The organism is Sedimenticola selenatireducens (genome assembly GCF_963675335.2).
GTDB lineage: Bacteria > Pseudomonadota > Gammaproteobacteria > Chromatiales > Chromatiaceae > Sedimenticola > Sedimenticola selenatireducens.
In genome coordinates, this window is sequence record NZ_CAXXYC010000003.1 from 521642 (window position 1) to 543488 (window position 21847).

Below are 21847 nucleotides of genomic sequence, written 5' to 3' on the forward strand. Positions count from 1 at the left end.
ATTACCAGCCATGAGCCAGGCGCATGGCTCATGGGTCGCTCATCGGCGTCACGCAACAGGGTGCCCGGTTCATGCCGGTTCAACTTGAACAGCACAAAACTTGAATTCGGGTATTTTGCCATCCGGGTCCAGCGCCTCATTGGTTAACAGGTTTGCTGCTGCTTCGTAATAACAGAAAGGCAGAAATATCTGTCCCGGTTTGAGTCCGCGGTCGCTCCGTGCCTGCGTGATCACTTCTCCGCGTCTTGATCGCAAACGGATGGATTGTCCAGCATGCAAGCCTATCTGTTTCAGGTGATCGGGATGCAGCATGGCGACTGCTTGCGGTTCCAGGTTGTTAAGTACGCTTGCCCTGCGGGTCATCGCCCCGGTATGCCAGTGCTCCAGTTGTCTGCCGGTGATCAGAATGTTCGGATACTCCTTGTCAGGTAGTTCATCGGCCTGGCTGAAGGTGGCTGGAACCAACGCGGCCTTCCCGCCTGTGCGTGGGAACTGTTCCTGGAAGATGACTGGCTCCCCCGGGTCACCCTCCTGGCTACAGGGATAAGTGACCGCGCTCTCGGCCTCGACACGTTCCCAGGTTATACCGGCAATACTGGGCATGGCCTGGCGCATCTCATTGAATACATCACGCGGACCCGCGTAGTTCCAGTCCAGGTTCAACCGACTGGCCATCGACAGGATTATATCCAGATCCTGTCGCGCCTCTCCCGGGGGGGTGATGGCTTGTCGGCCCATCTGTACGCGTCTGTCTGTATTGGTAAAGGTACCGGTTTTTTCCGGAAAGGCCGAGGCGGGAAGAATGACATCCGCATAGTGTGCGGTCTCGGTCATGAAGATGTCCTGAACCACCAGATGCTTCAGGGAAGCCAATGCCTTTCTCGCATGATTCAGATTGGGGTCGGACATGGCGGGATTCTCTCCCATGATGTACATGCCGTTTATTTTTCCGTCATGTATGGCATGCATAATCTCAACTACGGTTAGCCCCGGATCAGGATCAAGCGCAGTTTTCCAAAGCGCCTCAAATTTCTCCCGTACCCCGATATCGTCGACACGTTGATAATCGGGGTAAACCATAGGTATCAAGCCAACATCTGAGGCACCCTGCACATTGTTCTGACCTCGCAGCGGGTGCAGGCCGCAACCGGGCCGGCCAATCTGTCCGGTAATCAATGCCAGGTTAATCAAACAGCGCGCATTATCAGTGCCATGCACATGCTGCGACACACCCATGCCCCAAAATATCATTGAGCCTTTTGAGCTGGCATAGATTCGGGCTATCTCATAGAGCGTATCGGCGGGTATGCCGCAGATCGGCGCCATTCTTTCCGGTGCAAACTCTTCCAGATGCCGCTTTAATGTTTCGTAGCCCTCTGTGCGTTGCTCAATAAATGTCTTGTCTACCAGATCCAGTTGAATGACTGCGTGCATGATGGCATTTAACATCGCCACATCGGTGTCGGGATTGAACTGCAAGACATGATCGGCATAACGAGCAATATCGGTTTTTCGCGGGTCCATCACGATGAGGGTTTTTCCCGCTCTGGCGGCATTCTTGAAAAAGGTGGCGGCAACGGGATGGTTGGAGGTGGGATTGGAGCCGATCAGCACAATCACTTCACATAAATCCACGTCCGAGACGGGATTGGTCACGGCACCTGAGCCGACCATCTGTAGCAGCGCCGCAACGGAAGAGGCGTGGCACAGGCGTGTACAGTGATCGATGTTGTTCGTATGTAAGCCGGTGCGGATCAGTTTTTGAAACAGGTAGGCCTCTTCGTTAGAGCCCTTGGCCGATCCGAACCCGGCCAGGCCTGCGGGACCCTGACTATCCAGAATCTCCTTCAACCCGTCGGCGGCGTACTGCAATGCCTCTTCCCAGCTCGCCTCGCGAAAGTCGCGTAATGGATGCTCATAATCCATATCCATTTCAACATGCTTTGGGGCATCGGTTTTGCGGATCAGTGGTTTGGTCAGGCGCTGGCGGTGATTCACATAGTCAAATCCATAACGCCCCTTGACACAGAGGCGGCCGCGGTTGGCCGGTCCATCGCGTCCCTCGACAAACTGTATACGGTTGTCTTTTATATGATAAGTGAGCTGACAGCCTACGCCACAATAGGGACAGACCGAGTGGACCTGCCGGTCAATAGCCTGCTTGCCCGCATCGCCGGCCGGCATCAGTGCACCGGTGGGGCAGGCCTGTACACACTCTCCGCAGCCGACACAGCTTGATTGACCCATCGGATCGTCCATGTCAAATATGATCTGTGCCTGGCTTCCCCGGCCGGAAAAACCGATCACATCATTGGCCTGTTCCTCCCGGCAGGCGCGCAGACAACGGCCACATTGAATACAGGCATCCAGGCTTACGCTTATGGCGGGATGAGATAGATCCTGTTCGGGTTGTCGGCGTGGCGGAAACCGGCGCTCGGTGACATGCAGTTTTTTGCACCAGTGGTCCAGTTCGCTGTTGGGGGTGAGTAAGGGTGTTTTCGGAATATCCGATTGCAGCAGCTCAAGAACCATCTTTTGTGCTGTTGTCGCACGAAGGGAGTTGCTTTCCACCGACATGCCTTCACTGGGATAACGACAGCAGGATGGCGCCAGCGTCCGCTCACCGGCAATCTCTACCACGCAGGCCCGGCAATTCCCGTCGGCACGCAGGGTATCGGTAAAACAGAGATGCGGTATCTCCACGTCATGTCGTTGGGCGACCTGCAGAATTGTTTCATTGGGCTGAGCAGTGACGGTCACACCATCCAGTGTGAACGAGATTGTGGTTCCATCGCTTTCCAGATTCGAGGCCATTTATGCAAACTCCTCTGGAAAATACTTCAGTACACAGCGGAGTGGATTTGGAGCGGCCTGGCCAAGACCACAGATGGAGGCGTCCGACATCACCTGGCAGAGCTCCTGTAACAGGGGCTGGTCCCATTCCTGTTCACCCATCAGGATGGCCGCTTTGCTTGTGCCCACACGACAGGGCGTGCATTGACCACAGGATTCGTGGGCGAAGAACTGCATAGCATTCAATGCCTGTTCACGCACGCTGTCCTGGTCGGACAGGACAATAATCGCCGCCGATCCGATGAAGCATCCATATTCATTTAACGTATCGAAGTCGAGCGGGACATTGCTCAGGGAAGCCGGCAGTATGCCGCCCGAGGCACCGCCCGGGAAATAGGCTTTTAGTTGGTGTCCGTCCTGCATGCCTTCACAATATTCGTCAATGAGTTGCTGCAGGGTGATCCCGGCAGGCGCAAGATACATACCGGGTCTTTTTACTCGCCCACTGACGGAAAAACTGCGCAACCCCTGTCGGCCATTACGACCATGTGCACTGAACCAGTCAGCCCCTTTCTCCAGCAACTCACGGACCCAGTAGAGGGTCTCCATGTTGTGTTCCAGTGTGGGTAATCCGAACAAGCCTTTCTCGGCAATATACGGCGGGCGCAACCGGGGAATACCCCGCTTGCCCTCTATGGATTCGATCATGGCGGACTCTTCACCGCAGATGTAGGCCCCGGCTCCCCGCCGTAGTTCGATTTCTGGAAGGTGACATGGTGGATCAAGATTGAGTGCTCGCAATTCACGTTGCAGTAGTGTACGAATACCGGCGTACTCGTCGCGCAGATAGATGTAAATCTTTTCAATACCCACTACAGTGGCGGCAATCAGCATTCCTTCCAGAAAACGATGCGGATCGCGCTCCAGGTAATACCTGTCCTTGAATGTGCCCGGTTCTCCTTCATCTATATTGACAGCCATCAGGCGCGGGGCAGCAAAGCCCCGCACAATGCGCCATTTCCTTCCGGCAGGAAAACCCGCGCCGCCAAGGCCACGCAGGTTTGCGTTCTCCAGTGTCTCAATGATTGATTCGCAGGTTGCTTCATCACCTTCATTGACCAGGTCTTTGAGTCGCCGATAGCCGCCCGATTCAAGATAAGATGAATAGGTGAGTGCTGCCTTGGGTATGGGTTCGTCATGGATACCCTGATCAACTGTCTTGCAGACGCGATCGGGGGTGGCAAACGGGATCGGATTGGTACCCACGACAGCTACAGGCGCGTTCTCACATCGTCCGATACAGGGAACCCGTTGCAGGCGAACAGCCTCACCCAGACCAGCCTGTAATTCAGTAATGAGGGTTTCGGCACCTGCCAGGTTACAGCTGATGGAGTCACATACCCGAATCGTCAGTGCCGGTGGCGGGGGGGCATTATCCTTGATGATATTAAAGTGATGATAAAAACTGGCCACTTCATACACTTCACCGGTCGAAAGCCGAAGTATCTCCGCCAGTGCGGTCAATATGCCGCTATCCAGGTAGCCCCGGTCATCCTGAATACGATGCAAGTATTCAATCAGCCGATCACGACTGGTGTTTCCAACATCCAGGTACTGCTTTACTGCCGTCAGGTCTGCAGGTGCGGCCTGCCGACCTCTTCTGCGGGGTTTCCTGCCTGTTGTTTTTACTTTCAACAACATATCCTCATTTTTTATTTCTGCCAGCTATGAGTAGATCTCAATAACCCAATAATAGGACCTGCCTTGACCCTGGCTTTATTCGGATGGTTGATTGATGGCATTCATCAGACTCTCGGCCAAGGCTTGGGGGGGGAGTCCGTGGGGTAGAACCGTCATCAGTTTTCCCTCTCGGTCTATTACGTAGAGGCTCGCGGTATGATCAATGGTGTAATTGGGCGTTTCACCCTTGCCTACGAACTGGAACCGAGCGTGATAGCGCCCGGCAATTTCCGCAATGTCTTCTGCATCACCCGTCAGACCAATCAGCCGCGGATGAAAATATTGCGTGTACTTACTTAGAAACTCAGGGGTATCCCTGTCCGGGTCTACAGATATAAAGAGTGGATCGACTTGTTGCGCAGCGTCGCCGATGCTGTCCAGGGCACTGCTGATGGTTGCCAGTGCTGTCGGGCAGATGTCGGGACAGAAGCTGTATCCAAATGAAAGTATGACAATATTGCCGCGCGAATCGGCCAGCGAATAAGGCTTGCCGTTGTGTGCGGTCAGGCTGAAATCACCACCCAATCCGAATGCCGTGCCGCCGGTGATTAGTAGTAGTGCTATGAATGAGTACTTAATTGATCTGCGCATGAAGTTCTCCAGATTATCCCCCCTACAATGCAGCTTTAGTGCCAACTTATGCAGGCCTGTCCTGCCTGATCAGAAACCCGATAAGTGTTGCAGACACTGTGCAACAGCGTGTGTATGTGTAACAGCGACGGCGCACCGGACAACTCTGCATGCGCATTGAACGCTTGTAAAAACTGATATTTGTCAGTTTGGCATCTATCTTGCGACATGTCCGCACACCGCTGGAGATCGCGGTGATGATCAGGCTGGCAAAGTATTCCCCAACTGCTTGGGGCTTTAACCCAGCAAACAACCAAATAGAGTGAAGAGTTGGAGGAAACCACCTTATGCAAAAGCAACACAAAGGGACATTCAGTCGTGTTCTTATGGCTGCCTCGTTGGCAGCAACGACACTGTTTACTGCGATGCCTGCCAGGACAGTCGCTGATGAAACCTGCCAGTCACCCTACATGGCGAAGATTGTCGGCCAGGAGGATTTTGTCTATGTCTGGACTCTGGGTGTCGATGGACTGGGGGATGGTCAGGACAAACTGGTCACGGTTGACGTGAATCCGAAATCCATGAATTACGGTAAGGTCATCAATAGCCTCTCTGTCGGGGGGCGCAACGAGGCCCATCACTCGGGATTTACCGATGACCGTCGCTATCTCTGGGCCGGAGGTCTGGATACCAATAAGCTGTTTATATTTGATGTTCATACAGATCCGGCCAAACCTCAGCTTCACAAGGTGGTTACAGACTTTGTCGCGAAGAGTGGGGGAGTTGTTGGCCCCCACACAACCTATGCCTTGCCGGGCCGTATGATGATCACCGGGCTGTCGAACAATCAGGATCACGGGGGGCGTACAGCATTGGTTGAATACACCAATGAAGGTGAATACGTGGCAACGCACTGGATTCCAACAGATCAAAACCTGCAGGGCGCCAAGAAGGGTGGTAATTTTGCCGATGGTTATGGCTATGATATTCGTGCATTGCCACGTCGCAATGTGATGGTGACTTCGTCATTTACCGGCTGGTCAAACTATATGATGGACTTTGGCAAGATGCTGCAGGACAAAGAGGCCATGAAGCGTTTTGGTAATACGGTAGTGGTATGGGATCTGCACACGCGCAAGCCCAAAAAGGTACTCGATGTCCCTGGAGCGCCGTTGGAAGTCCGCTGTGCATGGAAGTCTGAGAATAACTGGTGTCTGACAACGACTGCGCTGACTTCCAAAATCTGGATGATCTATGAGGATGAAACGGGCGAATGGCAGGCCAAGGAAATTGCCGATGTGGGTGATCCTTCCAAGGTGCCTCTCCCGGTTGATATCTCCTTGCTGGCTGATGACTCCGGTCTGTGGGTCAACACCTTCATGGATGGTACCAGTCGCTTTTTTGATCTGAGTGATCCGCACAATCCCAAGCAGACCTATGAAAAGAAGATAGCGGCACAGGTCAATATGGTGTCGGAGAGTTGGGATGGAAAACGCGCTTACTATACCAGTTCCTTGCTGGCTAACTGGGATAAAAAGGGGCAGGACAATGAGCAGTATTTCAAGGCCTATCACTGGGACGGCAAACAGTTGACCGAGCAGTTCTCCATAGACTTTTTAAAAGAGAAATTGGGACGCGCGCATCAGATGCGTTTCGGTGCCTACTCGCTATATGCCAATAACAGAAGTACAGAAAAGGGTCAGTCTGCCGTCGCTGCAAAATAGCAGGTTTTTCCCGACACCCCTGCCGGGTTCCACCGGCAGGGGATTCCTGCCCTCTTACCCCGGAGGGCATTTTTTTAATCTCTGGATGTGCGGAGTATTCTGTATGAGCGTAATCAAGCAGCGTGGGATATATGCCATAGCCGTCATTCTACTGAGCGCACTAATGACTCACAGTCCGCTTGTTGCGCCTGCACGAGAGCCGCCTGCAGTACTGGCGCCATTCTACACAAAGGCCGAGTACCCACCGCCGAAAGTGGGCAGCTACAAGCTACCACCGTTTGGAGTAGCAGCGGATGGCAGGGTGATCGATGCGGATGGCAAAGAGGGAAGATTGCACGATTTCTTTGGCCACGGGAAAATTATTCTGCTCAGCTTTATCTACAGTACCTGTAGCGATGTCAATGGCTGTCCGCTGGCAACGGCAGTCATGTATGACATCCAGCGTAAAATAAAAAATGATCCTGTTTTACGTGACCGCTTGCAGATGCTGAGTTTGAGCTTTGATCCGGTATATGACACGCCTGAAGTATTGTCTCTTTACGGTGGGGGGTACGCAGATGCCGGAAACTGGCGTTTTCTGACCACTGCGTCATGGAAGGAGCTGGAACCGATACTTGATAGTTACAACCAGCCGGTTATCAGGGATGTGGATGAGCAGGGTAGGGAGTTATCGACATTTTCACATATTCTCCGGGTGTTTCTGATCGATCCAGAGAAGCGCATCCGCAATATCTACAGTGTCTCTTTTCTCTATCCTGAACTCATTATCAATGATGCCAAGACGATACTGCAGGATAGCGTGCCTAAGTACGAACGGTATAGCCCAAACGAGTCAATAAAAGTATCCGAACTTTCCAGGCCAGGTGATTATAAGGGAGGATATGAAACATCTGGATACGTGACGCAGAGTCAGTCGGTTGCGGAACGTACCGGAGAAAAAGCCGACCTGTCTCACTACCTGGTACGACCCCCACTGGGTTTGCCTGCCATTCCTCAGCCCGAGGATAATCCGGTTACCCATGCCAAGGTGGAACTCGGAAGAAAGCTGTTCTTCGATCGCCGGTTATCGCTGAATGACACATTCTCTTGCGCTATGTGCCACATACCTGAACAAGGATTTACCAATCATGAACTGGCGATTGCGGTTGGTCTGGAAGGACGGAGTGGGCGTAGAAATTCCCCCACCATTTATAATACCGGTTACCTGTCCCGGTTGTTTCACGACGGCCGCGAAGAGTCGTTGGAACAGCAGGTGTGGGGGCCATTACTGGCCGTGAATGAGATGGCCAATCCCTCGGTCGGTGCGGTGATTGGGAAAATACGCAAAATTCCTGATTACGCCGGCATGTTTGAGGCTGCGTTTAATGGCCGAGGCGTCAGTATGGAAACATTGGGGATGGCCATCGCAAGCTATGAGCGTCTTCTTGTGTCGGGTAATTCACCCTTCGACCGCTGGCACTATGGTGGCGAAACCAACATTCTGAGTGAATCGGCAAAACGGGGGCATGCGCTTTTCACCGGTAAGGCCGGTTGTGTAAGCTGTCATCAAATTGGTACGGAGGCCGCACTTTTCACGGATGATGCCATGCATAACACGGGTGTGGGATACCGTGAATCGATGGGTATTAAACCCGAGAAAGAGAAGATACTGGTGGCACCCGGTGTTTATCTGGAAGTCGACAGGGAGATTATTGACGCAGTCGGCCATCCGCCACCCGCAGACGTGGGTCTCTATGAAGTGACCCAGAATCCCCATGACCGGTGGAAGTATCACACCCCATCATTGCGGAATATTGCATTAACGGCACCCTACATGCATAACGGCTCTTTAAGCACTTTGCGCGAGGTGGTTGATTTTTATAACGAGGGCGGTATTGAGAATGAACTGCTGGATGTAAGGATTAAACCACTGGGCCTGTCCGAAGGCGAGCGGGAAGACCTGGTGGCCTTTCTGAAAAGCCTGACCGGTGATAACGTGGATACTATTATCGCTGACGCATTCGCTGCCCCGATAGGCGATATTACCGAGGCGGATCCCAACTGGGCCAATCAGAAGGCAAGTCATGAGTAAACTACATTGTCTGGGTTTGATTCTCTGGATCTGTTATAGCAGCGTAGGCGCATCAGAGGGTATCGAGCGTGTAGACCCACCTCAAGATATTACTGATTTTTCTCTGGCCGGCATCGATGGGAAACAACACCGGTTCGAGGATTTCCGAGGAAAGTACCTGCTGGTCAACTTTTGGCAGTCTGGTGTGCGCCCTGTCGTGCTGAAATGCCCTCGTTACAACGCGCCTACGAAAAATTGAGTAATCCGGGATTTGAGTTGCTGGCCATTCATGCGGGTCCGAGTGTTGAAACTGCGCAGCAGTATGCCAATCAGTTAAACCTCGAATTTCCTATCCTGGTTGATCAGGAACTGGCACTGACCGGCTGGGGCATACGGGGATTACCGTCCACATTTTTGATCGATCCCCAGGGCCGCATAATTGCCGAGGCTGTGGGGGAGCGGGCATGGGATGCACCCGGCATGCTTAAAACGATTGCCGATTACATGAGAAAAAATAGAGCCGGTATCTGACCGGCTCGTTGCGATAATACCGCCTTTCCTGTCCCGGCAAGCAGCGCTTGTCGGGGTTGCTTATTCCGAGATCAAATCTTCATAGGAAGCCGCATCCAGCAGGCATTCGTAGGCGTCTGGGTCAAAGTCTGTCACGCGTAGCAGCCAACCCGCTTCGTAGGGATCGTCATTGATCATCTCGGGATCAATATCAGCGCTGTCATTTAATTCAACAACAGTTGCATTGAGCGGGGCAATCAGATCGGATGCGGTTTTCATCGACTCAACAGTGCCACAGCTGTCACCGGCAATAATGCATTGACCCTTTACGGGAAGATTCAGGCTAACCACGCTTCCCAGGGCGGACTGTGCATAATCGGTGATGCCTATCACCAGTTCACCCTTGTCCAAAAGTGCCCAGACATGCTCCGAGCTGTAACGACGATCATCAGGTAACTGCATAGCTAACTCCAAACAATGAAAAATGCCGTCGCTCCAAAGCGACGGCTGAAGGTAAAAATTCGATCAATCAAAGTGCCAAGTAAATGCGCCGCCAACCTGCCATGCCCCGGCGTCGACCCGGGTTTCGCCAATAGTCTCGGCCCGGTCCAGGGCCACGCTGGCATGGGCGTCCAGGGTCAGCATTTTGCTCATGTTCCAGCCAACACCGAGGGTGACCTGGTCCTCCCACACTACTTCGCCGTTTGTGGCCTGCACATAACGGGTTAGTGCCGGGTTAAGCGGAACCGTGGCGCCACCCACCAGTAGCGAGGTGATGCTGCCCACGTTTGAGCCGACATTTTTCTTGATCGGACTGTCCGCGTGGGAAAAGCCGACCCGCAGTTTATAGGGGCCGGTCGTATACTGGGCACCCAGGGCAAAGACGGTCTGGTTGTCATACAAATCGCGATAGCTGTCGGCGCTCTCCCAATCTTTCCAGACTACATCTGCGGCGATGAGCAGTTTTCCACCGGCGAGGCTCCCGTTCGCAATGCCGAATCCGACTTCCTGGGGCTGCTCGAAGGTGGGACTGTGGAAACCGGTGGTGGAATACTGAACCATGTTGTCGTATTCAATTGACAGCGGTGACCGGTAATAGAGCCCCAGCGTGTTGTAATCCATGCTGTAGTTGGCACCCAGCGTAGCGCGCAGACCGAAGTTGCTGGTGGATGAGGTATTGCTGTTCAGGCCCGCCTGGCCAAATCCCATGCCCATGGTCGCCACAGCGCCCAGAGACAGGTTGTCGTTGACCTGGTAGGCGGCACCGGCGTTGGCGCCGAACACCATGATCTCCGCCAAGGGACCCAGGCTGCCGGGCACCTTGCGGAAGTCGGAACCGATTCCGGCAACCACGCCCAGTCCCAGACCCAGGGTCACCCGGTTATTCAGTGACTGGGTAATGGCTATGCTTGGAATCAAGTAAGGCCCCGCATCCGAGTCTCCAGACCAGGCCGTACCTGTAGTGGTGCCATCATGCAGGGCATCCACGTCCTGCGCGTAGAATGTGGCGCCAAACATGAAGTGGGTGCCGTTGAACTGAGTAAGCGAAGCGGGATTCCCAAAAACCGCCGAGCCGGTATCCTGGGGGCGGGCAATGCCAACGCCCCCCATACCCCCCGACGCCGGCATCATGGTGAGATTAAGGTCAGTGCCATAATTGGCCGCATTCAGTTGAGTACATGTCATGGACAGACCGGTAACCAGGCCTGCATATTTGAGTTTGCTGCTGAATCGTGTCATCAAGAGTCTCCAGCAACATCAAGCCGCGCTTGAACTTAGTGCGGTGTGTGCTTGGCCATTGACTTTTACTTTTCCAGTCACGGATTGGGCCTGGACAAGAATGTCGAGAACAGGGCAGTGATTTTCTACTACATGAATCAGCTCGCTGATGTTTTTACTGTCTGCCGAGGTGGTGATTTCAGTGTCAAATGTGATGCGACTAAAACCGGGGGCTATCGATTCATCCAGACCAAACATTCCTTTCAGGTCCAGGTAGCCACGGACCTTAACAGATACTGCTTCCAACGGAATGTCCATGACCGAGGCATAAGCGGAGTACATGATCTCCTGGCAGGTGCCCAGGGCGACCAGCACCAGCTCAACAGGATTGGCGGCACTGTCCTGCCCGCCCAGCTCCAGTGGCTCATCGATGGTGAAGGGTGCAAAATCGCGGATCTTTGCACTGCATCTTACGTCCTCCTCCCATGCAGTATCTGCGCGAAAAACTACGCCCGACATGGCAGGATTGTTTTTGATGCCTTCGATTGTGTTTAGCAGTGCGGTTCTTACGCTTGCCTGGGACATGATATCTCCTCCAGATGGTTCCAGTAATGGTGCAGCACGGTTTCTGTGTTGCTGTCTGTGAGGATATGTTGCGGTGGACTTCGTGCCTATTCGCAAGACTACGATAGGTATCCGTAATACTACTTACACGTAAGAATTTGTTGGATATTATTGATCTGTTTCGCGAGGGCAGTGACAGAATCAACACGCATCTTTTTCAGAATACTGGCGCGATGGGATTCCACGGTGCGTGGACTGAGTGCAAGTTCACGAGCAATGATTTTGTTGCTTTTTCCATCCAGCAGGAGAGTTAGTGTTTGTTTTTCACGAGGCGTCAAAAGGCTGAGCCTTGACCTTAACTTATCGTCTTTGGCGTGCAGCTGACGCTGTTGTCGATCAATTTCAAGCGCCTCATGAATTCGTTGCAGCATGACATGATTGCGAAAAGGCTTCTCGATAAAGTCGATCGCATTACGGCGCACCATTCTTACCGCCATTGCAATATCACCATGGGCCGACATGGCGATCAGGGGCAGGTTGATTTTTCTCTCCAGCAACACCTGCTGTAGCTGAATTCCATCCATACCCGGCAGACAGATGTCTGTGATGAGGCAGCCTGGGGTCTCGTTGCTGTAGCTGGAGAGAAAATCATCAGCCGTTGCAAAGCGTTCGGCAGTCAGGCCGACCGACTCCACCAATGTCACCAGGGCATCCCGTACCGCAGGGTCGTCATCAATGATAAATACCCGTTGAATCATTATGCGTCCTGTACCCTGCAAGGTAGGGTGAGTGAGAACAGGCTGCCGGGATCTGCCGGTTGATACCGGAGTCTGCCACCGTGAGCCTCGGCAATGCTGTGACTCAGGGCCAATCCGATACCCAGGCCTTGCTCTTTAGTCGTAATAAATGGGGTAAACAGATTGGGTCGTATTTTGTCAGGAACACCGCCCGCATAGTCACGGATCATGATAGTGACATCAGAATCGGCTGCCATGATGTTGATAGATAACTTTCTGGGATTATCGGGGTTCAGAATGGTGGCCTGTATGGCATTGGTGATCAGGTTGAGTATGACCTGTTCTATCTGTACACGATCGACCCAGATGTAGGGCAGTGGGTCATCATGTGTCACATTGATGATTATTCCTTGCCGGCGTCTTTCCGGGTCAATGAATTCAAGCATATTTTCTATCAATGACAATGCCTGATTAGCCTGCGGCTTCGGTGTCTTCTTGCGTACAAAGTCACGCAAACGTTGCAGAATGCCGTTGGCGCGCTCAGTCTGACAGACGATCTTTTGCAGGATCTGATCGACTTTAGTCGGATCCTTGCCATAAGGACGTGCATTCAGGAGAACGGCCGATTCAGCATAACTGGATATCGCACAGAGCGGCTGGTTTAGTTCATGCGCCAGCCCGGTTGCCAGTTCACCAATGGTACTCAGACGGCAGACATGGGCCAGTTCTTCATGCTGGCGGCGCATCTTATCTTCGGACTGTTTTCGATCATCAATATCTCGGGTAATAGCCAGCAGTGCGGTGACTTTACCCGTATTATCCCAAAGTGGCGCGGCATGAGTTTCGAGCCAGCGGTGCGTGCCGCTGATTCCCGTCACTTCAAATTCCATGCATCCGGGATTTCCAGCAAAGACCTCCTGGGTGAGTGCCTGATAGGCTTCGTGATACTCGCTGTTCAGGAACTCATAGACCGATCGACCAATCACTTCAGTGGAGTGAGTGGCGTTCAGCAGGACAAGCCCAGCGGGGTTCATCTCCAGGATTGTACCGTACCGGTCCTGCAGTTTGACGCACTCGGGTTCGGATTCAATAATGGTTTGGAGACGATTTCGCTGTTCCTCCATCTGGTAACTCATCTGCTTACGCTCTTCAATATCCCGTGTGATCGCCAGAAGCGCTTTGATATCACCCTGGTCATTGCGTAAAGGTACTGCATGAGTTTCAAGCCAGCGTCGGCGTCCTTCAAAAGTAATCAGTTCAAACTCCATGCACTCGGTGTTACCCAAAAATACACTGTCAGTCAGTTTCTGATAGGCTTGATGATATTCTGGCGCAATAACGCTATAAACCGATTGACCAACAATGGTTGCCGGAGTATCGGTTTCCAGAAGCGATAGTCCGGTGGCATTAATGCGCACGATGGTGCCGTCCGCATTCTGCAGTTTGACGCATTCAGGTGCTGAATCGAACATGGTTCTGAACAGTTCTGCTTGTTCACTCAGCTGTTCATGCATTTCACTGCAGCGCTTGCGTGCAGCCATCAGCTTCTGTCTGACCAGGGTATTATGATTTTGTAGCCAGAACAGCCTCGCCAGGAGGGGAAAAAGTATAAGGCAGCCAATCAGAAGGTTAGATCCCATAATGGTGCCTAGGTAAGAATGATAATTTCACCCAGACCCTGACAGGCAAGATCACCGACATAACGGTCAACGTGATGTGCAAAAGTAGCTTCAGGTGTTTTGCCCACAAGGTAGTGACGAAGCTGCCGTATAACCAGGGTGAGCATGGTGAGGGGTAAAGAACCGTTGTGGTTCAGGGTAACGGGGAGTTGATCGGGCCGGTGATTGAGTAGAATAGTCCCGCGGCGCATGCCAAGGCCGGTATGTTCAGCAGTACGCCCGCCTACATAAATAGTGCCGGCAATCATGCGATACCCGGCGAGATCGCCCGCATCACCCTCGATGATCAGCAGGCCACGCCGCTGACACTCACCCGCACGATCACCGGCGTGGCCCTGTACATGTATGACACCGCCATTCTGTCCGCACAAACCGCCCGCGCTAGGGGCGCCGGTAGCGTTGCCGACATTGCCCTGCACAATGATTTCTCCACCCTGCATGGCACTGCCAGTGAAATCACCGCCATTGCCATTAACGAGCAGTCTGCCCCCCAGCATCCCGGACCCCGCATGGTTCCCGGCATCACCGGAGAGGGTTATCGTCCCCGAGGCCATTCGGGCGCCGATGTAATCCACCCGATTATTGCCGGGTATGATGATCAGTTCATCCATCGGGTCACCCTCCACACTGAAGAGCGACGATAATGGAACCATTTGGTGATCGGCTGTGATCCGCAACTGCTCGATGGCAGGTAGCTCAAGAGTGGCAAGTCGCTGCGGCGTGATTCCCCGGAGATCTATACGCCCCTTCTGTTCATTGATCTGGCGCAGTATCAGGCTCATGCCATTACCTCATGTAATTTGAAGTGAAACTGTCCCAGTTTGCCGCCATAGTTGCCCGCAGAGATGCGTCTTATTCCCCGCTCGCGGCCATGCCTGCAGACAGTTTCAATGCCGGCGCGCATTGCCAGCGTGATATCGTCCGGCGCGAGCCCATTGACAACGATTTCCAGCACTGCCCCGGTCTTGTCATCCAGTTGTGTCTCAACAAGTCCGCGCAGGGTAGGGCAGTAGGCCTGATTGGTGGATGCGACCAGTGCCTTGTACTTGGAGCCAACTTTTGATCCCGAGCGCACAATCCCGCCGGGAAAGGGCAAGATGACATTCGGTAGTTGCCGCATTGCTATTACCGCATCTTCGCAGGCCGTCAACGCTTCAGGCAGGGTATCAGCCAATACCAGGAAATTCCCGCCTCCCACGGCTGCACAGCGTCCGGTGTCCTGCTCTGCGATGAATTCTCCATCCATTACCGGAATTCGCCAGTAGCGTTTGCCATCAAGCAACTTGCTGATCTGATACCCATCACCGAAGTAGCGCAGGTTCTTTCCAAGCGGTAGTCGCTCACTGCCATCCATTCCGGCGTAGACCGCGGTTGTCGGGCAGGTGAGTATGCATTGCCCGGTTCGCCGTTCCAATGCCTTGGCAAGGTCGTTGGTTGACATGCCAAAAAGCAGAATGCTGACCCCGGGTCGACCATCGGGTGTCTGGTCGGCGGTCAGGTCGGATTCGATACCTGCCTCAACGCCGCAGCCGATTACCGAGGTGGCGAAGCCGGTCATGGTTTCTCCAGCCTGCCGGGCCCAGCGCAGATTGAGCGCGGTAATGATGATTCGGGTGGCCCGCATACCAAATGCTTCCGCAAACGTATCTTCGATTGTGACCCCATTAATCTGCATCAAGTTAACCATTTTACTAATTGATTGGACTCACCAAGGCAAAAGCTATGCCGGGATGGGCGGGGGTAGGGTTGGGCGCCACTGTGGCCTGCTGCAAAGCGCCATGGGGTGTCTGATTGTCATGGGTGCGCCGTAGGGTCGTGACACAGTGACTCATGACAGACGCACCCGTCAGCGTAAGACCCTACAAATCCGGCCGTTTTTATACGCTTGAGAAAACAGGCACGGGGTTTGCAATTGCAGCTCGTATGAGAGATCAGTGGTCATATCGTCAACAGCATCAGCGTGTCTTTGTCAGTACGGCAGCACGACTACATCTTGGTTTTCTCGATATCAGTGGAGCCCTGGGCAGGCGTTTCGGCAGTCTCGGACTTAGCATCGATGCCTTCAGGACATCCCTGCATATGCAGATTGCCCCCACGGTCAGTGCCTCCGGCCCCTCAGCAGAACGGGCTGTCGGCTATGCCAGGAAAATGCTTGGCCTCCTGGGCATCAGGGAAGGGGTGGAGATCGGTATTGATGAAGCGATTCCCGACCATGCCGGGTTGGGTTCAGGCACCCAGATGGCTCTGGCTGTCGGGCACGCTATCCACCTGCTGTTTGGTTTGTCCACAAACACGTCTCAGGTGGCGATCCAGATGCAGCGAGGTCGGCGCTCGGGCATTGGCATTGGTGGCTTTGATCATGGTGGTTTCATGGTTGATAGCGGAGTCAGTGAGCAGGATGGTCCGCCGCCGCTCACCGTGCAGATGCCATTTCCGGAAGCGTGGCGTGTGCTGTTGGTGATGGATAGAGGTGGCCAGGGTCTGCATGGCCAGCAGGAGGTAGAGGCGTTCAGGCGTCTACCCCCCTTTCCTGCAGATCAGGCGGCTCATCTCTGTCATTTGACGCTGATGCAGATATTGCCCGGAATCAGAGAACAGCGGCTGGGTCCGGTCGCTGCAGGAATTGCCGAGCTGCAGCGCAGCGTCGGAGATCATTTTGCTCCCGCGCAAGGGGGGCGTTATACCAGCCCGGCTGTGGCTGATCTTTTGAATTGGGCGGAGTTGCAGGGCTATGCCGGGGTCGGACAAAGTTCCTGGGGCCCCACGGGCTTTATTTTGCTGCCCGACCAGGCTTCTGCCATACAGCTCAAGGAGCAGGCACGCCAGCGTGTTGGCGAGTTCTCCCCGCTCTGTTTTGAAATAGCCGCAGCCTGTAATGAGGGGAGCCATGTGGCGATTGAATCGACCCGTCCGGTCACGAAGGAAGCCCGCTAACGTATGAATTACCAGACCATTCTGCACATGTTTACTGAAGTGCCTAACTTGAGCCCATTTGATGTCAATATGGCGATTGATGCGGGGTGGAATCATTGTATTCCGTACACCGGGTTGGGAGTAGGGCAGGTGGCGGACTTCACCCAGGACGCAATTTTTTCCCGCGGACCTAAAGGGGTAACGCGCACCGGTATCTTTATCGGTGGCCGTGATATCCACCGTGCGATGGATATGCTGAATGCCGCCCGGAAGGCGATGGTGCCGCCGTTTGAGGTCTCTGTGTTTGCCGATCCCAGCGGTGCATTTACCACGGCTGCGGCGATGGTGGCCTGTGGTGAAAAAGCCTATCGGCGGCGAACCGGCGATTCGCTCCAGGCCAAGAACGTGGTTGTGTTTGGCGGCACCGGACCCGTGGGTCTGACCTGTGCGATGCTTGCAGCACAGGCCGGTGCACATGCAATCATCGTCAGCCATGAGAGCAAGGAAAAGGCTGATGTGGCGGCGGCTTTCTGCGGTGAACGTTACGAGACCGCGATTACGGGTGCAGTAGGGAGCGGTGATGCAGAGATATGTGCGCTCCTGTCAGAGGCAGATCTGGTGTTCGGTGCCGCCAAGGCGGGTGTTCAGATATTGAATGATCGGCACCTGGCGTCTGCACTATCGGTAAAGGTGTTCTGTGATGTCAATGCGGTGCCGCCTGAAGGTATAGCCGGCCTTGGCGTTATGGATAATGGTGTTGAATTGGCATCAACGCCGGCAGGTGCTCTGGGCATCGGTGCGCTGGCGGTGGGTAATGTGAAGTATCAGACCCAGCGCGCCTTGCTGCAGCAGATGATTGATACCGATAAGCCGGTCTATCTGGACTTCTCACAGGCACTGGTTGTGGCCCGGAGCAAGGTGTGAGATGAACCGGCCAGAGTCTCTCCTCATTGTGGGTAACAGTGTGCGCTATCTTGCGCAGTCCGCCTCGCGTGGCGGTTATGCGGTGACCGGCGTGGACCTGTTTTCGGATGAGGATACGCAGGCCGCCTGTCACACCGCTGTCAAAACAGTACGGCAGGATGTCGAGGGACTTATAGATGTCTGTCTCGGTCAGGACATGGTGGCGAACACCGCCTGGATATATGGTGCGGGTTTCGAGGCCGAACCAGAGCGGTTGCAGCAGTTGGAATCACTGGGCTGCTGTCTGGGTAACAGTCCGCGGACGCTGATGCTGTTGTCTCAGCCTGCCAGCTTTTTTCCCCTGCTGGATGATCTGGCGATTAGTTACCCGCGGGTGTCATTCAGGCGGCCGCGCAAGCCGTGTGGCTGGTTAAGAAAAGTCGCCGGCAGTTATGGTGGCCTGGGTGTCCGGTATGCCCAGACGGATGCCCCCGATAACCGGGTACATTATTTTCAGCGTCTGATTCCGGGCCCTGTCTGTTCGCTCACTTTTCTTGCAGATGGTAGTGAAATAGAGGTGCTGGGGATTAACGAGTTGCATGCAGTGGATCCCGGTCTGGGTGATTTTCGTTTTTCTGGCGTGTACTCCAGGTTCAATCCGGGTGATGGGCACAGGCGGCAGATGATTGACATGGCGCGGAAGTTGACGGGGTCCCTGCAGTTGTGTGGTGCAAACGGTATCGATTGCGTGTTCGAGGGTGATCAGGTGCTCCTATTGGAGCTGAATGCCCGCCCACCGGCCACGCTTGAACTCTATGAGCAGGCGCTTCCGGATGGTGGCGTGGCGGCGCATATCGCTGCCTGTAACGGCACGCTCAGTGAACTGTCCCTGGAAGGCCAGGCTCAGGGGTACCGGGTCTACTATGCGGAACAGGATCAACGGGTCGGCCGGGTATCCTGGCCGGATTGGTGTAGTGATCGTCCGCCAGCCGGTACCTATTGCCTGAAGGGGGCACCGGTCTGTGGCTTGCATGCGACGGGTAACTCCAGCATCGAGGTGGCTGGACTTCTGCAGGAGAGGCTTGAACAGATCCGCTCCCTCGTCGCCTTGTCGAATCAGGAGGCGGCCTGATATGGCATTGCAAAATAACCCCGCTTCGATGAATCGGCATACCCGTAGTCTGGTTGATTCCCTGTTGCTGGATTCAGCGTCGCTCAGACTGTTGCCGCAACAGCTGGAGAATGGCGTTACGGTTATCGATGCCGGTATTAAATGTCATGGCGGTCTGGAAGCGGGTAGACGGATTGCCGAGATCTGCATGGGTGGGCAGGGACACGTATCACTGCAGGCGGCGGGTACGGTGTCGGGCTGGACCTCCAATATTACCGTGCACAGCAACCAGCCGGTGCTGGCCTGTCTGGGGAGTCAATATGCAGGCTGGAGTCTGTCGCATGGCGAGGGCAAGTCGGCATTTCACGCCCTGGGCTCCGGTCCGGGCCGCATCCTTGCGCGTAAGGAAAAACTCTACGATCACCTGGGCATTGAAGATAGCGCGGATTGTGCCACGCTGGTGCTGGAAGTTGATCAACCGCCCCCCCTTGAACTGACCGAACGTATTGCGCTGGATTGCGGTGTATTACCGGAGCAACTGCGTCTGATACTGACGCCGACCCGCAGTTTGGCCGGTACTACCCAGGTGGTTGCGCGGGTGCTGGAGGTCGCGCTGCACAAGGCGCATGAACTGGGTTTTGAACTGAGGCACATCGTGGATGGACTGGCGACCGCGCCGCTACCACCGCCTGCGCCGGATTTCCTGCAGGCGATGGGCCGAACCAATGATGCCATTCTGTTTGCCGGACAGATACATCTGTTTGTTACCGGTGAGGACAGCGCGGCACAGGCCCTTGCGGAGGCGCTGCCCAGTAGCACTTCAAGTGACTACGGACGACCCTTTGCGGAGATCTTCAAATCCTGCGAGTACGACTTCTTCAAGATTGATCCGCTGCTGTTCAGCCCGGCACGTATCACCGTAAGCAACCTTGATTCAGGACGCAGTTTTACCCATGGCGTGATTGATCATGAGCAGTTGCTGGTCTCTTTCGGGGTCTCGCTATGACGCTACAGGTTGCGGTCGTGACGGATGATCCGGGCTGGCATGGCAAGCGGCTGCATGAAGCCTTTATGGCGCGGGGAGTAACCTGTCTGTTTAGCTCGCTGACACATGCGCGTATCGAGATGGATCGGCAGATCCAGGTAGTGCTTCCCGGTTTTGAGTCGGGCCTGCCGGATGCGGTTTTTGTGCGGGGTATTCCCGGGGGCACGTTGCAACAGGTGGTATTCCATTTAAATGTACTGCATGTCCTGCAGGTACTGGGTGTGCGGGTCTATAACGATGGTCGCGCCATTGAGCGGTCGGTTGACAAGGGTCTGACGACGGCGCGGTTGTCTCAAAAGGGTATTCCTACACCGGCCACCTGGGTCTGTGCCGAACGGCCGATGGCTGAAGCCATAACCGAACGGGAAACGGCGTGTGGACATCAATTGATTTGCAAACCCCTGTTCGGATCACAGGGCAAGGGGATCGTTCTGGTTAAAAACCGTGCCGATCTTCCTGATGCCGATGCGATACACCACGTCTGGTATCTGCAACGATTTATTGAACAGTCGGATGATCTGGCCTGCGACTGGCGGGTGTTTGTCATTTCAGGCGTGGCGGTGGCTGCCATGCGCAGGAGTACTTCGGGTTGGTTGGCAAATGTAGCGCAAGGTGGTATCTGCCATGCCGCGGTACCGGAAGGGGAACTGAAACACCTGGCGGAACAGGCTGTTGCCTGCGTTGATATGGACTATGCCGGGGTGGATCTGATGCGTGATGCCCTGGGCAACTGGTGGGTGATTGAAATTAACAGTGTTCCCGCCTGGCGCGGCTTGCAGCGTGTTACCTCGGTAAACATCGCCTCCGTGCTGGCAGACGACCTGTTGATGAAGTGTCGCCATTCGCAGGCATGCGAGGCGCTTCAATGAACCCGATGACCACAGAACTTCTTGCAAAGTGGTACCTGGAGGCCTGTGCATTGGATGTGGCTGCACTGAAGCCAGGAAATGTATCGATTCATTCGGCCGGTCATGGAATGGATGCCGAGCTGTTTGTACAGAGCGCTCTGGCCAGTGCGGAGATGATTACGGAACCCGGCCAGGTACTCGGAAATCGCATTTATGGTGCGGTAAAGGCCACTCAGGATGCGGTTCGGTGTAATACCAATCTGGGCATCATTCTACTCTGCGCACCGATTATTCAGGCGGCTATTGATTATCCTGAAGAGAGATTGGAGACAGCGCTTCTCAAGGTGTTGTCCGCTGTTCGTGCAGAAGAGACGAATAGAGTGTTCGCGGCAATACGGTTGGCTAATCCGGGTGGGCTCGGTCGGACAGAATCCCATGATGTGGCCGGTCCCGCTACCAGTCCCCTGGTGGAAGTGATGGCTCTGGCGGCTGACAGGGATTTGATCGCCCGGCAATATGCCAACGGTTTCCATGAGCTATCCAGCGTAATTCTGCCTTATCTGATCGACGCTTTTCAACGCCATGCCGATGAAGAGACTGCTGTCACTGATCTGTTTCTTTATCTGCTGGAGAGTTATCAGGACAGCCACATTCAACGAAAGCAGGGAACGGCACGAGCGATCGCGGTTTCCCGGTGGGCTGCTGACGTGCATCAAAAATATCTCACTGCTGCTGATGACTCGGCACGACATCTGTTGTTGATCGAAATGGACCGGCAACTCAAACAGCAAGGTATAAATCCTGGTACGACGGCAGACTTCTGTGTTGCTGGCGTATTCATCCATCGTTTGCAAAGGCAGACGATAAACAGCGCCGGGGTTGCCCGGAATTATCCGCGGATGATGAGGCCGATTCAGGCCAAAACACCGCTAATACTATAA

20 protein-coding genes are annotated in these 21847 nt (G+C 54.3%); 10 read left to right on the top strand and 10 right to left on the bottom strand.

What is annotated here, in order from left to right; translation table 11 throughout:
* Positions 1 to 69 precede the first annotated feature (69 nt).
* The 3 genes from fdhF to ACHZBF_RS06185 form a co-directional block, all read right to left on the bottom strand.
* Positions 70 to 2814: a formate dehydrogenase subunit alpha gene (fdhF, locus tag ACHZBF_RS06175; protein WP_321527935.1), complete on the bottom strand. Its 2745-nt coding sequence runs from the start codon at positions 2812 to 2814 to the stop codon at positions 70 to 72.
* On the bottom strand, positions 2815 to 4488 hold the full coding sequence (locus ACHZBF_RS06180; protein ID WP_335342954.1) for an NAD(P)H-dependent oxidoreductase subunit E: 1674 nt from the start codon (positions 4486 to 4488) through the stop codon (positions 2815 to 2817).
* A gap of 81 nt (positions 4489 to 4569) precedes the next feature.
* A complete protein-coding gene (locus ACHZBF_RS06185; protein WP_321527937.1) occupies positions 4570 to 5124 on the bottom strand; it encodes an SCO family protein in 555 nt (184 codons plus the stop codon).
* Positions 5125 to 5450: 326 nt separating this feature from the next.
* Between ACHZBF_RS06185 and mtoX the strand changes: the two genes are divergently transcribed.
* From mtoX to ACHZBF_RS06205, 4 genes are all read left to right on the top strand, one after another.
* Positions 5451 to 6827, top strand: coding sequence for a methanethiol oxidase (gene mtoX, locus ACHZBF_RS06190; protein WP_335342955.1), 1377 nt, complete (start codon positions 5451 to 5453; stop codon positions 6825 to 6827).
* 103 nt (positions 6828 to 6930) lie between these two features.
* A complete protein-coding gene (locus tag ACHZBF_RS06195) occupies positions 6931 to 8898 on the top strand; it encodes a cytochrome c peroxidase (protein ID WP_321527938.1) in 1968 nt (655 codons plus the stop codon).
* Positions 8891 to 9136 (top strand): peroxiredoxin family protein, encoded by a 246-nt coding sequence (locus tag ACHZBF_RS06200; RefSeq protein WP_394707548.1) that lies wholly within the window; start codon positions 8891 to 8893, stop codon positions 9134 to 9136. The genes ACHZBF_RS06195 and ACHZBF_RS06200 overlap by 8 nt, the downstream gene beginning before the upstream one ends.
* Entirely contained in the window at positions 9103 to 9408 is a 306-nt protein-coding gene (locus ACHZBF_RS06205; RefSeq protein ID WP_394707549.1) for a peroxiredoxin family protein, read from the top strand. Before ACHZBF_RS06200 ends, ACHZBF_RS06205 begins: the two co-directional genes overlap by 34 nt.
* Before the next feature lie 60 nt (positions 9409 to 9468).
* Here ACHZBF_RS06205 and gcvH read toward each other — a convergent pair whose 3' ends face one another.
* The 7 genes from gcvH to fhcD form a co-directional block, all read right to left on the bottom strand.
* Entirely contained in the window at positions 9469 to 9849 is a 381-nt protein-coding gene (gcvH, locus tag ACHZBF_RS06210) for a glycine cleavage system protein GcvH (protein ID WP_321527940.1), read from the bottom strand.
* A gap of 63 nt (positions 9850 to 9912) precedes the next feature.
* The gene (locus tag ACHZBF_RS06215; protein WP_321527941.1) at positions 9913 to 11127 is read right to left on the bottom strand and encodes an OmpP1/FadL family transporter; all 1215 of its coding nucleotides are present in this window, start codon (positions 11125 to 11127) and stop codon (positions 9913 to 9915) included.
* An 18-nt stretch (positions 11128 to 11145) separates the two neighbouring features.
* Positions 11146 to 11691 (bottom strand): OsmC family protein, encoded by a 546-nt coding sequence (locus ACHZBF_RS06220; RefSeq protein WP_321527942.1) that lies wholly within the window; start codon positions 11689 to 11691, stop codon positions 11146 to 11148.
* Between the two features lie 119 nt (positions 11692 to 11810).
* Positions 11811 to 12428 (bottom strand): response regulator transcription factor, encoded by a 618-nt coding sequence (locus ACHZBF_RS06225; protein WP_321527943.1) that lies wholly within the window; start codon positions 12426 to 12428, stop codon positions 11811 to 11813.
* The gene (locus tag ACHZBF_RS06230) at positions 12428 to 13948 is read right to left on the bottom strand and encodes a PAS domain-containing protein (RefSeq protein ID WP_321527944.1); all 1521 of its coding nucleotides are present in this window, start codon (positions 13946 to 13948) and stop codon (positions 12428 to 12430) included. The genes ACHZBF_RS06225 and ACHZBF_RS06230 overlap by 1 nt, the downstream gene beginning before the upstream one ends.
* Positions 13949 to 14055: 107 nt before the next feature.
* Positions 14056 to 14868, bottom strand: a complete 813-nt coding sequence (locus ACHZBF_RS06235; RefSeq protein WP_321527945.1) for a formylmethanofuran dehydrogenase subunit C — start codon at positions 14866 to 14868, stop codon at positions 14056 to 14058.
* Complete coding sequence (gene fhcD, locus ACHZBF_RS06240) at positions 14865 to 15761, bottom strand: formylmethanofuran--tetrahydromethanopterin N-formyltransferase (protein WP_273439057.1); 897 nt, start codon at positions 15759 to 15761, stop codon at positions 14865 to 14867. Before fhcD ends, ACHZBF_RS06235 begins: the two co-directional genes overlap by 4 nt.
* Before the next feature lie 248 nt (positions 15762 to 16009).
* Here fhcD and ACHZBF_RS06245 point away from each other — a divergent pair, with 248 nt between their 5' ends.
* The 6 genes from ACHZBF_RS06245 to ACHZBF_RS06270 are packed head-to-tail and all read left to right on the top strand — an operon-like array spanning position 16010 to position 21847.
* Complete coding sequence (locus ACHZBF_RS06245; protein WP_321527946.1) at positions 16010 to 17020, top strand: beta-ribofuranosylaminobenzene 5'-phosphate synthase family protein; 1011 nt, start codon at positions 16010 to 16012, stop codon at positions 17018 to 17020.
* Positions 17021 to 17023: 3 nt separating this feature from the next.
* Positions 17024 to 17923: an NAD(P)-dependent methylenetetrahydromethanopterin dehydrogenase gene (locus tag ACHZBF_RS06250; RefSeq protein WP_321527947.1), complete on the top strand. Its 900-nt coding sequence runs from the start codon at positions 17024 to 17026 to the stop codon at positions 17921 to 17923.
* A 1-nt stretch (position 17924) separates the two neighbouring features.
* Positions 17925 to 19034, top strand: coding sequence for an ATP-grasp domain-containing protein (locus ACHZBF_RS06255; RefSeq protein WP_321527948.1), 1110 nt, complete (start codon positions 17925 to 17927; stop codon positions 19032 to 19034).
* Between the two features lies 1 nt (position 19035).
* On the top strand, positions 19036 to 20019 hold the full coding sequence (gene mch / locus ACHZBF_RS06260; RefSeq protein WP_273439052.1) for a methenyltetrahydromethanopterin cyclohydrolase: 984 nt from the start codon (positions 19036 to 19038) through the stop codon (positions 20017 to 20019).
* The gene (locus tag ACHZBF_RS06265) at positions 20016 to 20927 is read left to right on the top strand and encodes an ATP-grasp domain-containing protein (RefSeq protein ID WP_321527949.1); all 912 of its coding nucleotides are present in this window, start codon (positions 20016 to 20018) and stop codon (positions 20925 to 20927) included. Before mch ends, ACHZBF_RS06265 begins: the two co-directional genes overlap by 4 nt.
* Positions 20924 to 21847, top strand: coding sequence for a triphosphoribosyl-dephospho-CoA synthase (locus ACHZBF_RS06270; RefSeq protein ID WP_394707550.1), 924 nt, complete (start codon positions 20924 to 20926; stop codon positions 21845 to 21847). Before ACHZBF_RS06265 ends, ACHZBF_RS06270 begins: the two co-directional genes overlap by 4 nt.